This window comes from Candidatus Accumulibacter meliphilus (assembly GCF_036625345.1).
Lineage (GTDB): Bacteria > Pseudomonadota > Gammaproteobacteria > Burkholderiales > Rhodocyclaceae > Accumulibacter > Accumulibacter meliphilus.
In genome coordinates this window covers 91,863-104,969 of record NZ_JAZKTZ010000007.1, presented here as the reverse complement: position 1 = coordinate 104,969, position 13,107 = coordinate 91,863, and the positions used below count along the sequence as shown (strand labels likewise).

Here is a 13,107-nt window from a genome sequence, read left to right as displayed (position 1 = left end):
CGGCCAGTGACAGGGTGGCCGGCTCCGGCAGGGGAATTTCGTCAACCGCTACCGGCGCCCGAGCCGCCACCGGCCCCACCCGCTCCTCGCGCTGCGTGATCCAGCGCTTGCCCGCGAGCGTCTGGCGGGCGAAGCACAGCGCCAGCCGCGGCCTCGGCGTCCGGCAAGATCTCCTGTTTCATCGCCTCGTCCATTTCACTCTCCGCCGGCTGTGCGCGGCGATCCGGGTAAGATACCGCTTCTCTGTAGAAGCGCCCACCAATGCGGCGGCTACGCCGTGTCGACAATAGTCCGCCATGCGTGCTGAAACCGATGCTGTTTTCGAAATCCCGCTGAGCGATGCGCCGGACGCAGCGCGGCTGTCGCTCACCCGTGCGCAATGCCCGGCCACGGCCAGCGCCATGGTCGTCGATCACCAGGGCCGGTCGCGCGTGGTCGAGGTGCCTGGCGAAAACGCTCTGACGGTGTACCTCGACAAGCAGGAAATCGTCACTCTGATGACCCTCGGTCAGGCGCCGGAGGCCTTGATCATGGGCTATCTGCGCAACCAGCGACTGGTCGAATCGCTCGCCGATCTGCTCAGCGTACACGTCGATTGGGACGTTGGCGCCTGCGCCGTGCACACGCGCCAGGGCCGGGGCAGCGAGCTGGCTGCACGCACGGCCACGCGCATGGCCAAACGCACGGTCACCACCGGCTGCGGGCAGGGAACGATGTTCGGCGACTGGCTCGACGAGCTGCAGCCGCTGCACAGCGAGGCCACGCTGGCGGTGAGCACGCTTGACGCCGCGCTGGCACGGGTTCTGGCGCTGGACACGGTCTACAAGCGCGCCGGTTCGGTGCACGCCTGCGCGCTGCTGCGCAACACGCCCGCGGTGCCGCTGGTCTATCACGTCGAGGACGTCGGGCGGCACAACGCGGTCGATGCCATCGGCGGCCTGATGTGGCTGGACGAAGAAGGCGGGGCCGACAAGATTTTCTATACCACTGGTCGGCTGACTTCGGAGATGGTCATGAAAACGGTGCAAATGGGCGTACCTTTCCTGGTCTCGCGCTCCGGTCTGACGCAGATGGGCTTGTCGATGGCGCAGGAAATGGGCATCACCCTGATCTGCCGTGCGCGGGTCGGCCGCCATCTCGTCTACTCGCATGGCGAACGCATGACGCGAGGCGAGGCATGAGCCTTGCCTCGATCCCGATCCCGATCCCGATCATTGGCCTGATTCTCGCCGGTGGACAAGGCCGCCGCATGGGCGGTGTCGACAAGGGGCTGGTCGAACTCGACGGCCGGCCGATGATCGCGCAGGTCATCGCCCGCCTGCGCCCACAGGTCGATGTGCTGCTGATCAACGCCAACCGCAACGCCGACACCTATGCGGCGCTCGGCGCGCCGGTCGTCGCCGACCGCCACGCCGGCTTCGTCGGCCCGCTGGCCGGCCTCGATGCGGGCCTGCACCACGCTGGCGAAGATGATCGCGAGGCCTGGGTGCTCACCTGCCCCTGCGATTCGCCGGCCGTGCCGCTCGATCTGGCGGCCCGTCTGCACCGTGCCGTGCTGGCCGCCGGGGCCGATGTGGCCATGGCCCGTGCCGACGGGCAGTTGCAGCCGGTCTTCCTGCTGGCGCACACGCGCAGCGCCGCAGCGCTGGCCGCGTACCTGGCCGGCGGCGAGCGCAAGATCGACCGCTGGGTGCTGGCCCAGAAACACGTGCTGGTGGACTTCGACGGCTGCCCCGAAGCCTTCGCCAACATCAACACCGCCAGCGAACTGGCGCAACAGCAGAAAGACTGAGGCCGCCGGGGGCCGGGATAGCAGACTTTGCTCAACGCCAACTCGCGCCAGGCAAGGCCGCAGAAGCCGTCGAAAAGACGTTGCGGCCAGTGATGCGGGCGGAATTGCACGCCGCCGGAAAGCTGGAAAAGGCAAGCAGGGAACTCGCGAAATAGCGGCTGGCGTGGAATGTTGGCGGGCAAGAAACGCTAGTTTTTGCTTCGCGCGCGGTGCGTCTTGCCAAAGGCCGATATACTTCGCCTTGGCAGTGTGCTCTTTTTGAGCACTGAAAACATATCCAGCAAGGCAGCCGTGCCCGCGGCGCAGACGGTCGGCGCATCGACAGAGTTTGCACGCTGGCGCGTCGCCATTCACAGAGGGAGGTCTTGGCATGACGGGCATGACGGAACAGACAATGTGGCTGATCGGTGGGGCGGCAGTGTTTGTCGCGGCCTTAATCGGGTTTTTCGTGGGCCGCAGCCCGCTCGGCGGAAAAACCAAACAAGTCGCGGTTCTGGAGGCGGAAGTGTCTCGCCAGCAGGAAGAAATCGCCGGTTACAAGCGTGATGTCGAGTCGCACTTCGACAAGACCGCAACTCTCGTCGCTTCGATGGCCGGCTCTTACAAGGACTTGTTCGAGCACCTGTCTTCAGGTTACGAACAGCTTTCCAGTGGTTCCGCGCGCCAACTCTTCCGGGACCGGGTGGTGAGTCTGCTGGTGGGCAATGCGGGCGCTACGGCGGCCACCGATGTGACTCCTTCGGACAAGGTATCCGCTGCGCTTATCGCCGCTGGCGCGCAACCGCTTGAACGCGCCTCGATGGGGCAGGCTGACGGTGCAGCAGCCGAATCCGAGCTGGAAAAAGCCGTCGCAGCAGCCACCACTGAGGGCGCTCCGGCGCAGGAAGCGGCGAAGAGCAGCAGCGCAGGCTCGGCAACGCCGGCGGCCAATGCGAGCAAGCCCGGTGGCGAAGAGAAAGCAGCAGCGGAAGAGCCGGTCGAGTCTGCCGAGAAGGCGGCTGGAGCTGCCGCTGAAGGTGGCCAGAAGAGCGCGGGGAAGGATGCCGGGAAGGATGCCGGCAAGGGTGGCAGCGCCGCCAGGTCATGAGTTTATTGCGTTCCCGCTCCTGATCTCCGGGAGAGGAGGCGCAGCCGCCCGGGAATCGCCCCATGCGGGTGAATGGGTGAATGCGAGGAGCGCACAAGCCAGCCGCTCAATGAAAACGCCCGGCACGGGCCGGGCGCGTTCGTCAACTGCATGATGCTGAAGATGCGCTCGATGCGCCTGCCGCTCAGAGGCTGGAGATGAAAACCACCAGCACGCCGATCGGGGCCACGAAGCGGGTGATCAGATTCCACAGCGCGAAGCCGCCGCTGCTCAGGCCGAGTTCTTCGCGCACGCTCTCGGCTTTGAGGCACCAGCCGACGAAGACGATGGCGCCGAGGGCGGTCAGTGGCAGCAGGAACTTGCTGGTCATCTTGTCGAGCAGGTCGAAGATGTTGTTGCCAAAGATCAGCACGTCGCTCCACAGGTTGAACGACAACAGCGCGGCGATGCCCAGCGCCCAGGTGGCGACACCGGCCACCAGCGTCGCGCCGATACGGGTCAAGGGGGTGCGTTCTTCAAGCAGCTCGACCGAGGGTTCGAGCAGCGAGATGGCCGAGGTCAGCGCGGCGAAAGTGAGCAGTGCGAAGAACATCACGCCGAGAAGCAGCCCGCCAGTGACCTTGCCGAAGACCAGCGGCAGGGTGACGAAGACCAGGCCCGGTCCGGCTGCCGGGTCGAGCCCGTTGGCAAAGACGATCGGGAAAATCGCCAGCCCGGCAGCCAGGGCAATCACCGTGTCCATGATCGCCACCGTGCGTGCGGCGCGCAGCAGGTCCACCTGTTGCCCGAGATAGGAACCGTAGGCAATCATGATGCCCATGCCCAGCGACAGTGTGAAGAAGGCGTGGCCCAGCGCAGCGAGGAGGACCGCGCCGGTGAGTTTGGAGAAGTCGGGCGCGAACAGATAGGCGAGTGTCTGCGCAAAGCCGCCGGAGGCTGCGCCGTAACCGACCATCAGCGCCAGCAGGATGCCCAGAGTCGGCATCAGGATGCGCGACGCGCGTTCGAGGCCGCCCGAAACACCCATCGCCACCACCCCGACCGTCAGTCCCATGAATACCGTGTGCCAGGTCAGCAGACTGCCGGGATCGGCCAGCATGCCCGAGAAGGCGGCGTCTGCAGTCTCCTTGCCCATGCCGTTGAAGCTACCGCTGCCGGCATCGATCAGGTAGGACAGTGCCCAGCCGCCGATGACGCTGTAGAAGGAGAGGATCAGGAAGCCGGCCAGGGTACCGCTGACGCCGACCATCACCCAGGCCTTGCTGCGGCCGTTGCTGCGCGCCAGGTCGGCCATGGCGTTGATCGGGTTCTCCTGCGCGCGCCGGCCGATCAACCACTCGGCGACGATGATCGGCAGGCCGATCAGCGCAATGCAGACCAGATAGACGGCGACGAAGGCCGCGCCACCACTCTGCCCGACCATGTACGGGAATTTCCAGATATTGCCCAGGCCAACCGCTGAACCCACTGCGGCGAGCACGAAGCCCATGCGCGACGACCACTGGTCGTGGCCTTTCGTCGTAAGTGACATTGTCTCTCTCCTGTCGGTGTTGCATCCTGCATGGGCCACGGATCCTGCTCGGTTTCCTGTTGTCACGAGCCGTGGCTGCGTTGCGGCCTTGCGCGTTGTCGATCAGCCCTTGAAACGCTCCTCGGCCAGGGCGTCGGCCACTTCGCCGGTAGGCCGTGCTTCCTTGTCGGCGCGTTCGAAAATCTCCAGCAGCGTGTCGTGGATGCCTTCCAGGTGACGCAGCAGGGCAGGGCGGTCGAAACCGATCCGTTCGTGATAGATGTCGATGATACCGCCGGCATTGATCACGTAGTCCGGCGCGTAGAGGATTCCGCGCCGCATCAGCTCGCTGCCGTGGCGCACTTCGGCCAGTTGATTGTTGGCGGCGCCGGCGACGATGCAGGCGCGCAGCTGCGGGATCGTCTCGTCGTTGAGAATGGCGCCCATGGCGCAGGGGGCGAAGACGTCCACGTCGGCGGCGTAGATGGCTTCCGGGGCCAGCGCGCGGGCGCCCAGCTCCTCGCGCGCACGCACCAGGTTCTCTTCATGGATGTCGGCGACCCACAGTTGCGCGCCGGCGTCCGTGAGCTGGCGGGCAAGGTCGAAGCCGACGTTGCCGACTCCCTGGATGGCGACCCGCAGGCCGTCGAGTGAGTCGCGACCGAGCTTGCGCTTGACCGCCGCCCTGATGCCGAAAAAAGTGCCGTAGGCGGTGGCCGGTGAGGGGTCGCCGCTGCGCATGCCTTCGGCCTCGTGCGACGGCTTGTCGATGATGCCGGCGACGTGCGGCGTGCGCTCGGCGAGATACTTCATGTCGGCGACATTGGTGCCCGAGTCCTCGGCGGCGACGTAGCGGCCGTTGAGCCGGTTGAGCGCGCGCGCAAAGGCGTCGAGCAGGGCCGGCGTCTTGTCGGTGCGCGGATTGCCGATGATCACCGACTTGCCGCCGCCGAGCTGGAGGCCGGCCAGGGCCGATTTGTAGGTCATGCCGCGCGCCAGGCGCAGGACGTCGCGGATGGCATCGTCTTCGCTGGCGTAATGCCACATGCGGCAGCCGCCGAGCGCCGGGCCGAGATTGGAGTTGTGCACGGCGATGATGGCTTTCAGGCCGCTGGCGTCGTCGCTGCAGAAAACCACTTGTTCGTGATCGGCAAAATCACGCAGGGAAAAAACGGACATGGCAAATTCCTTCGTTGGTCGTGAGGGAGGCAGCAATCCCACAGCGGTTGCTTGTGGCGACCTGTGCGGAAGTGCCGAGGGAGGTGGGGTGGGGGGCCAGGTGCTGAAACGACTCTCGATCAGGCCGAGACTTTGCTGGTCGGGAAGTGCTGCATGCGCTGCACGCCCGGCAAGCTCTGGCCAGTGAAGCGTGCGAGCAAAGTCTTCTGCTGCACACGGGCGTGCTCGACATAGCGCTCGCGGATGTGGCCGAAGCCACGCACCTGCTCGGGCAGGCTGGCCAGTTCGACGGCCAGTTCGTGCTTGCTGGTCGTGAGTCCGGCGAGCAGGGTTTCGATCAGTGCTTCATAGTCGGCGATCAACTGGCGATCGAGCTTGCGCTCGGCACTGCGCGCAAAAATGTCGAAGCGGCCGCCGCGCAGGTGTTTGTAGCCGGCCAGGATACGCATCGCCTTGAGCATCCACGGGCCGTAAGTGCGCTTCCTGAGCTCCCCGGTGGCCGGGTCCTTGCCGGCCAGCAGCGGCGGTGCGAGGTGGAAGACCAGTTTGTAGTCGCCTTCGAACTGCGCCTCGACGCTCTTGAGGAAGGCGCTGTTGGTATATAGCCGCGCCACTTCGTACTCGTCCTTGTAGGCGAGCAGCTTGTAGTAGCCGCGAGCGACGGCTTCGCCGAGCAGCGAGATTCCCGGCGCCAGCGCTTCTTCGGCGGCACGCACGCGTTTGACCAGCGCCAGGTAACGCTCGGCGTAGGCGGCGTCCTGATACTCGGTGAGCTGCTCCTGGCGGCGGGCAATCAACTCGTCGACGCTGTTCGACACGCGGTGGTGGTCCGGAACATGCGCCGGTTGCGCGGCCTTGACCACCGCCGCCCTATCGACCGCCGCGACGCGGCCCCACTGGAAAGCCGTGGTGTTGGAAGCGACCGCCGCGGCGTTGATCTCGATGGCGCGCAGGATGGCCGCGCGTGACAAGGGCACCAGGCCTTTCTGCCAGGCGAAGCCGAGCATGAACAGGTTGGTGGCGATGGCGTCGCCCATGATTGCTGTCGCCAGTTGCGAAGCTTCGAGGAAATCGGCGTTCTCGCTGCCGACGGCGTCGGCAATGCGCGCTTCCATGCCGTCTTGCGGGAACTGCGGGTCCGGGTTGGCGACGACGTCACCGCTGCGCGCCTGCGCGGCAAAGCCGCGCACGAAGTCGCTGGTCGTGCTCTGGTCGCGGTTGATGACCACGCGAGTGTGGCCGGCGCGCATCTTGGCGATCGATTCGTCGCTGGCGGCGACAACCAGGTCGCAGGCGATGACGGCGTTGGCTTCGCCGGCGGCGACCCGCGCCGCGTAGAGTTGCTCCTGGCGGTCGGCGATGCGCACATGTGACCATACGGCGCCACCTTTCTGCGCCAGTCCGGCCATGTCGAGGACCAGCACGCCCTTGCTTTCGAGGTGCGCGGCCATGCCCAGCAGGGCGCCGATGGTCACCACGCCGGTGCCGCCGACGCCGGTGATCAGCAGGCTCCAGGGCGTGGCCGTCCCCGGCAAGCTCGGCTCGGGCAGTTGCGCGAACAGGGCTTCGCTCGGCGTCGCTGCCTGGCCTTTTTTCAGCGCGCCGCCTTCGACGGTCACGAAACTCGGGCAGAAGCCTTTGATACAGGAGAAATCCTTGTTGCAGGCCGATTGATCGATGGCCCGCTTGCGGCCGAACTCGGTGTCGACGGCGACCACCGACATGCAGTTGGATTTCTCCGAGCAGTCGCCGCAGCCTTCGCAGACCAGATCGTTGATCAGCACCCGCCTGGCGGGATCGGGAAACTTGCCGCGCTTGCGACGCCGGCGCTTTTCGGCGGCACAGGTCTGGTCGTAGATGATCGCCGTCGTGCCCGGCACGCCGCGCAATTCGCGCTGCACCGTGTCCAGCTCGTCACGATGGCGCACCGGCGTGCCGGACGGCAGCGCCGCGGCGCCGCTGTATTTCTGCGGCTCGTCGGTAACCACGACGATGCTCCCGATGCCCTCGGCAGCGATCTGGCGGGCGATGATCGGTACGCTCAGCGGGCCGTCGTGCGGCTGCCCGCCGGTCATGGCGACGGCGTCGTTGTAGAGAATCTTGTAGGTGATGTTCACCCCGGCGGCGATTGACTGGCGGATGGCGAGCAGGCCGGAGTGGAAATAGGTGCCGTCGCCGAGGTTGGCAAAGACGTGCTGCGTGCTGGTGAACGGTGACTGACCGACCCAGGCGACGCCTTCACCGCCCATCTGGCTGAAGGTCTGCGTCGATTCGGGCGACAGCCAGGTGGCCATGTAGTGGCAACCGATGCCGGCCAGCGCGCGCGAGCCTTGCGGGACCCTGGTCGAAGTATTGTGCGGGCAGCCCGAGCAGTAGTGCGGAATGCGGGCAATGGCGCGGTTCGGTTTGGCCAGCGCGGCTTCTTTTTCTTCCAGGAAGGCCAGGCGCGCGGCGACGCGCTCGGAGGTGTAGTAGATGGCGATGCGCGCGGCGATGACGCGGGCGATCATCGCCGGCGTCAGCTCGCCGGCCGCGGGGAGCAGCCATTCCGAGTGCGGTAGCGACCATTCCCCTTTCTCGTCGAACTTGCCGATGACACGTGGTCGCGCGGATTCGCTCCAGTTGTAGAGTTCTTCCTTGATCTGGTATTCGAGGAACTGGCGCTTCTCCTCGATGACCAGGATCTCTTCCAGCCCTTCGGCGAAGTGGCGAATCCCTTCGGCCTCCAGCGGCCAGACCATGCTCACCTTGTACAGGCGCAGGCCGATTTTTGCCGCTACGGCGTCGTCGATGCCGAGGTCTTCGAGGGCCTGGCGCACATCGAGATAGCTCTTGCCGCTGGTGACGATGCCCAGGCGCGCGTTCGGGCTGTCGATGATCACCTTGTTCAGCTGGTTGGCACGGCAATAGGCCAGCGCGGCGTAGAGCTTGTGGTGCAGCAGGCGCTTTTCCTGTACCAGCGGCGGATCGGGCCAGCGCAGGTTGAGTCCGCCGGCGGGCAGCTTGAAGTCGGCGGGAATGACGGTTTCGACGGCGAAGGGGTCGACATTCACCGCGGCCGAGGTCTCGACGGTGTCGGCGAGCGCCTTGAAGGCTACCCAGCAGCCCGAGTAGCGAGACAGCGCGAATCCGTGGATGCCCAGGTCCAGGTATTCCTGGATGTCGGCGGGTGCCAGCACCGGCATCATCAGCGCCTTGAAAACGTGCTCGGTCTGGTGCGGCAGCGTCGAGGACTTGGCCGCGTGGTCGTCGCCGGCAATCGCCAGCACGCCGCCGTATCTCGAGCTGCCCGCGGCGTTGGCGTGACGAAAGACGTCGCCGCTGCGATCGACGCCCGGCCCCTTGCCATACCACATGGCGAAAACGCCGTCGCAAGTCGCGTTCTGGTCCAGCGTGACCTGCTGCGTGCCCCACACCGCGGTCGCTGCCAGGTCTTCGTTGAGCCCGGCCTGGAAGTGGATATGCAGGGGTTCGAGAAATTTCTTCGCGCGCCAGAACTCGTGGTCGACGTTGCCCAGCGGCGAGCCGCGGTAGCCACTGACAAAGCCGGCGGTGTTCAGCCCGGCGCGTTCGTCGCGCGCACGTTGCAGCATCGGCAGACGCACCAGCGCTTGTGTTCCGTTGAGGTAGACGCGGCCGCTGGCCAACTGATACTTGTCATCAAGTGCGACGCTGCGCAGTGCGCTGTGTTCGCTGTGTTCGCTATCGTCAGCGTTCTTCGGCGATGCATCCATGTGGCTGTCTCCTCGATGGACGGGTCATTCTGATTTTGAGAGATGATAGGAAATCGTTGTGCTATTGTAAAATCACAAAAACGCACGCGAGATATCAGAAAATCAGATGACAAGCGACGTCACCCTGCGCCAGTTACGCTATTTCGCGGCCGCTGCCGAGAGCGGTCAGTTCTCGATGGCGGCGGCGAGCCTGTTCGTTTCGCAGTCGGCGATCACCAACGCCGTCCTCCTCCTTGAAGACCGGCTGGGGGTCAGATTGTTCGATCGCAAGCCGCACGGCGTCGCGCTCACTGCCGAGGGGCACAGCTTCTATCAGCACGCGCGGCACATTCTCGACTCGCTGCAGGACGCTCTGCGCGAACCGCGCTTTCGCATCAACGATCTGCACGGCGCGATCCGCATCGCCGCCACCTATTCCGTACTCGGCTATTTCCTGCCGCCGCTGTTCGCCCGTTTTCGCGCCAACTACCCGGACATCGATTTCGACCTGCACGACATCGGCCGGCGCAAGGTCGAAGCGGCGGTGCTCTCCGGCGACCTGGAACTGGGAGTGGTGATCCTCTCCAACGTCGAGGATCGTGAGCGTTTCGGCCACCACGTCCTGATGCGTTCACGACGTCAGCTGTGGGCCGCCGCCGGTCACCCGGTGCTGGAAGAGCCTTATCCCGCGCTGGCCGACGTCGCCCGCCAGCCCTACATCCTGCTCACCGTCGACGAGGGCGAGGAATCGAATCGCCGCTACTGGACCGACAACGGCCTCAGCCCGAACATCGCTTTCCGCACCAACGGCATGGAGGCCCTGCGCGGCCTGGTGGCGCACGGTTTCGGGGTGACCATCCTCAGCGACATGGTCTATCGCCCGTGGTCGCTAGAAGGCAAGAAAATCGAAGCGCGCCCGATTCTCGATGCCATCCCGCATCTGGAGGTCGGCTTGATCTGGGCGAAAGACGCGGCGCTCGCCGAGCCGGCCGAAGCACTGCGGCAGTTTCTGATCCAGGCCTGCGGAAACTGATTCGAACGGCTCACCGACCGTCAGCCGGCTCGCAGGGCTGATTCGATCAGGGTACTGGCCAGCCGCAACTCTGTCGGGCGCGAAATTCGATGAGATTGGCTTGGAGGCGGTCGCAGAGAGCCATCAGTTCGTCGACTTTGGCGACGATGCGATGCTGTTCGGCGACGAGAGGGAGTCCGAAGCGGAACGCGAACAGCTTGTCGGATTGAAGCTTGCATGTTCCGTGCGTGGCGCGTTGTACCAGAGCAAGAATGCAAGAATGCGCGTCTGGACGCCATTCGGTGCCCCGGCGATGAGGCCGAGGTGCTCGAGCAGCTGGGCGCTCATGTGGAAGCGTCTTCCAGCAGCGCGATCTGGCCGAAATGCGCCGCCTTGTCGTAGTAGCGCCGGTCGGCGGTAACGAAGGTGGCGTCCGTCTCCAGGGCAGTGGCGTGGTAAAGGGTGTCGAACAGGTGGTGGTTGAGAGTCTGCGCAAGGTCGATGGCGCGGCGGTATACGGTAGTGGTGTCGATGAATTCGATGCCTTCGAGGAGGCTGAGGTCGTCGAGGCTGTCGGCAGCGAGTGTCGGCGCGCGGCGGACCATTACGCCGGCAATCTCGGCTTTCCAGTGCGCGGGCTGCGCAAACGACACGTCTCCCGCTTTCAGCTGGAGGAGGAAATCAAGCGCTTCGAGCGTGTCGGTTTCGTCGCCGGCGTCGGGCAGAAACCACTTGACCGCGACGCTGGCGTCGATGACCAGACGCTTCATCGCCGCGGAATTCCGTGTGTGGCGTCGGGTTCGCCGCGATTTTCATCACGCAACTGGAGAATTTCCGCTGTCGAGGTCGGCACGGCCGTCAGCCTGCGCAGCAGGATGCGCTTGATCGCTTGATCGCTCTGCTGCTTGCGTTCTTCCCTGGCGATGGCTTCATCGAGCAGTTGGGCGACGATGGAGCTCTTGTTCCTGTCGGCGAACATCCGGTTGAAGCGCTCCTTGATGTCGTCGGGGATGCTGAAGTTCATGGTGGCCATGACGCCCTCCGGTTGTTGATATCTTCAACAATCAGGGTAGCGCTTGCCGAAGCGGACGGCAAGCGGGGCGCGCATTTTAGTCACCACGCGCGCGGCTTTGATCACCAGTAGAGCTACGGTCTTGGGCAAGTCCTGATTCATCGTTTGCACTTTCCAGTCGAGCTCGCTGTTGTGTTCATGAATCCGATTGACACGACGATTGGCGCGCACCTAGGATGGACCAAATTCACGATCAGGCGCGGTATCCTCAGCTATGACAAATCCTGGACAACTGCAGCACTTCATCAATGGTCATCGGGTCCCTGGCGGTGATTCGCGCTGGGGCGAGATCTTCAATCCGGCCAGCGGACAAGTCACGGCGCGGGTGCCGCTGGCCAGCGCAGAGATCACCGGCAAAGGAGTCGCTGCGGCCGCCGCCGCCCTCGCTGAGTGGTCGGATACACCGCCGCTGCGGCGTGCGCGCGTGCTCTTCAAGTTTCGTCAGCTGCTCGAGCAGCACCTCGACGAGCTGGCGGCGATCGTCACTGGCGAGCACGGCAAGGTGCTCGACGATGCCCGGGGCGAGATTATTCGCGGCATGGAGGTCGTCGAGTTTGCCTGCGGCATCCCGCAGCTGTTGAAGGGTGAATACTCCGACCAGATCGGGAGCGGTGTCGACAGCTGGTCGCTACGCCAGCCGGTCGGTGTCTGCGCCGGCATCACGCCCTTCAACTTTCCGGTGATGGTGCCGATGTGGATGTTTCCTGTGGCGCTGGCCTGTGGCAATACCTTCATTCTCAAGCCTTCCGAACGTGATCCGTCGGCCAGCCTGTTCATTGCCGATCTGTTGGCGCAGGCCGGGCTGCCACAGGGCGTGTTCAACGTCGTGCATGGCGACAAGGAGGCGGTCGATGCCCTGCTCACCGATGCACGTGTTGCGGCGGTCAGTTTTGTCGGCTCGACACCGATTGCCGAGTACATCTATGCGACGGGAACGGCCAACGGCAAGCGGGTACAGGCGCTCGGCGGCGCCAAGAACCATATGGTGGTGATGCCCGACGCTGATCTCGAGCAGGCGGTCGATGCGCTGATCGGCGCCGCCTATGGTTCGGCTGGCGAGCGCTGCATGGCGATCTCGGTGCTGGTAGCGGTCGGCGCGGTCGGCGAGCAGCTGGTGCCGGCGCTGGCCAGGCGCGTGCATGCGTTGAAGGTCGGTCCGGGCACCGATCCGGGCGTGGAAATGGGGCCTCTGGTGACCCGGCAGCATCTCGACAAGGTGCGTGCCTACGTCGATCTGGGAGTTGCCGAGGGGGCAGTGCTGCTGGTTGATGGGCGCGACCTGCGGCTTGCCGCTCACGACGAGGGATTCTTTTTGGGCGGCTGCCTGTTCGACCGCGTCTCCCCCACCATGCGCATCTATCGCGAGGAGATCTTCGGGCCGGTGCTGTGCGTCGTGCATGTCGCCGATTTCGAGGCCGCCGTCGCGCTCATCAATGCCCACGAATATGGCAACGGCGTGGCGGTGTTCACGCGTAGCGGCAATGTCGCCCGCGAGTTCGTGCGTCGCATCGAGGTCGGCATGGTCGGTGTCAATGTGCCGATTCCGGTACCGATGGCTTTCCATAGTTTCGGCGGCTGGAAGCGTTCCCTGTTCGGCGACCATGCGCTCCATGGCCCGGACGGGGTACATTTCTATACCCGCCTGAAGACGGCGACTGGTCGCTGGCCGCAGGACATGGCGAGTGGCGCCAGTTTTGTGATGCCGACGCATTGACTGCTGCCGCCGCTCGGTCGCACAGACC

At 64.9% G+C, this 13,107-nt stretch carries 11 protein-coding genes; 5 read left to right on the top strand and 6 right to left on the bottom strand.

Features of this window, described 5'->3' with window-relative positions:
• Positions 1-296: 296 nt before the first annotated feature.
• The 3 genes from V5B40_RS15375 to V5B40_RS15365 all read left to right on the top strand — a co-directional run bounded on the left by V5B40_RS15375 (position 297) and on the right by V5B40_RS15365 (position 2,879).
• Entirely contained in the window at positions 297-1,181 is an 885-nt protein-coding gene (locus V5B40_RS15375; protein ID WP_434735880.1) for a formate dehydrogenase accessory sulfurtransferase FdhD, read from the top strand.
• Positions 1,178-1,792 carry a molybdenum cofactor guanylyltransferase MobA gene (mobA, locus tag V5B40_RS15370; protein ID WP_332355299.1) on the top strand — a complete coding sequence of 205 codons (615 nt, stop codon included), beginning with the start codon at positions 1,178-1,180 and terminating at the stop codon, positions 1,790-1,792. The genes V5B40_RS15375 and mobA overlap by 4 nt, the downstream gene beginning before the upstream one ends.
• 370 nt (positions 1,793-2,162) lie before the next feature.
• A complete protein-coding gene (locus V5B40_RS15365; RefSeq protein ID WP_332355298.1) occupies positions 2,163-2,879 on the top strand; it encodes a YhcB family protein in 717 nt (238 codons plus the stop codon).
• Positions 2,880-3,063: 184 nt separating this feature from the next.
• On the opposite strand, the gene V5B40_RS15360 is transcribed toward V5B40_RS15365, so the two are convergent.
• From V5B40_RS15360 to V5B40_RS15350, 3 genes are all read right to left on the bottom strand, one after another.
• Positions 3,064-4,410, bottom strand: a complete 1,347-nt coding sequence (locus V5B40_RS15360; protein ID WP_332355297.1) for a sodium-dependent transporter — start codon at positions 4,408-4,410, stop codon at positions 3,064-3,066.
• A gap of 102 nt (positions 4,411-4,512) precedes the next feature.
• Complete coding sequence (locus V5B40_RS15355) at positions 4,513-5,568, bottom strand: Leu/Phe/Val dehydrogenase (protein ID WP_332355296.1); 1,056 nt, start codon at positions 5,566-5,568, stop codon at positions 4,513-4,515.
• Positions 5,569-5,687: 119 nt separating this feature from the next.
• On the bottom strand, positions 5,688-9,302 hold the full coding sequence (locus tag V5B40_RS15350) for an indolepyruvate ferredoxin oxidoreductase family protein (protein ID WP_332355295.1): 3,615 nt from the start codon (positions 9,300-9,302) through the stop codon (positions 5,688-5,690).
• A 106-nt stretch (positions 9,303-9,408) separates the two neighbouring features.
• Here V5B40_RS15350 and V5B40_RS15345 point away from each other — a divergent pair, with 106 nt between their 5' ends.
• The gene (locus tag V5B40_RS15345) at positions 9,409-10,314 is read left to right on the top strand and encodes a LysR family transcriptional regulator (RefSeq protein WP_169066485.1); all 906 of its coding nucleotides are present in this window, start codon (positions 9,409-9,411) and stop codon (positions 10,312-10,314) included.
• 323 nt (positions 10,315-10,637) lie between these two features.
• On the opposite strand, the gene V5B40_RS15340 is transcribed toward V5B40_RS15345, so the two are convergent.
• The 3 genes from V5B40_RS15340 to V5B40_RS15330 are packed head-to-tail and all read right to left on the bottom strand — an operon-like array spanning position 10,638 to position 11,536.
• A complete protein-coding gene (locus V5B40_RS15340; protein WP_169066486.1) occupies positions 10,638-11,063 on the bottom strand; it encodes a type II toxin-antitoxin system VapC family toxin in 426 nt (141 codons plus the stop codon).
• Positions 11,060-11,326, bottom strand: a complete 267-nt coding sequence (locus V5B40_RS15335; RefSeq protein WP_169066487.1) for a hypothetical protein — start codon at positions 11,324-11,326, stop codon at positions 11,060-11,062. The genes V5B40_RS15340 and V5B40_RS15335 overlap by 4 nt, the downstream gene beginning before the upstream one ends.
• A 24-nt stretch (positions 11,327-11,350) precedes the next feature.
• Positions 11,351-11,536 carry a hypothetical protein gene (locus tag V5B40_RS15330; protein ID WP_169066488.1) on the bottom strand — a complete coding sequence of 62 codons (186 nt, stop codon included), beginning with the start codon at positions 11,534-11,536 and terminating at the stop codon, positions 11,351-11,353.
• Positions 11,537-11,579: 43 nt separating this feature from the next.
• On the opposite strand from V5B40_RS15330, the gene V5B40_RS15325 reads away from it, so the two are divergent.
• A complete protein-coding gene (locus V5B40_RS15325; protein WP_169066489.1) occupies positions 11,580-13,079 on the top strand; it encodes a CoA-acylating methylmalonate-semialdehyde dehydrogenase in 1,500 nt (499 codons plus the stop codon).
• The last annotated feature ends 28 nt before the right edge of the window (positions 13,080-13,107 follow it).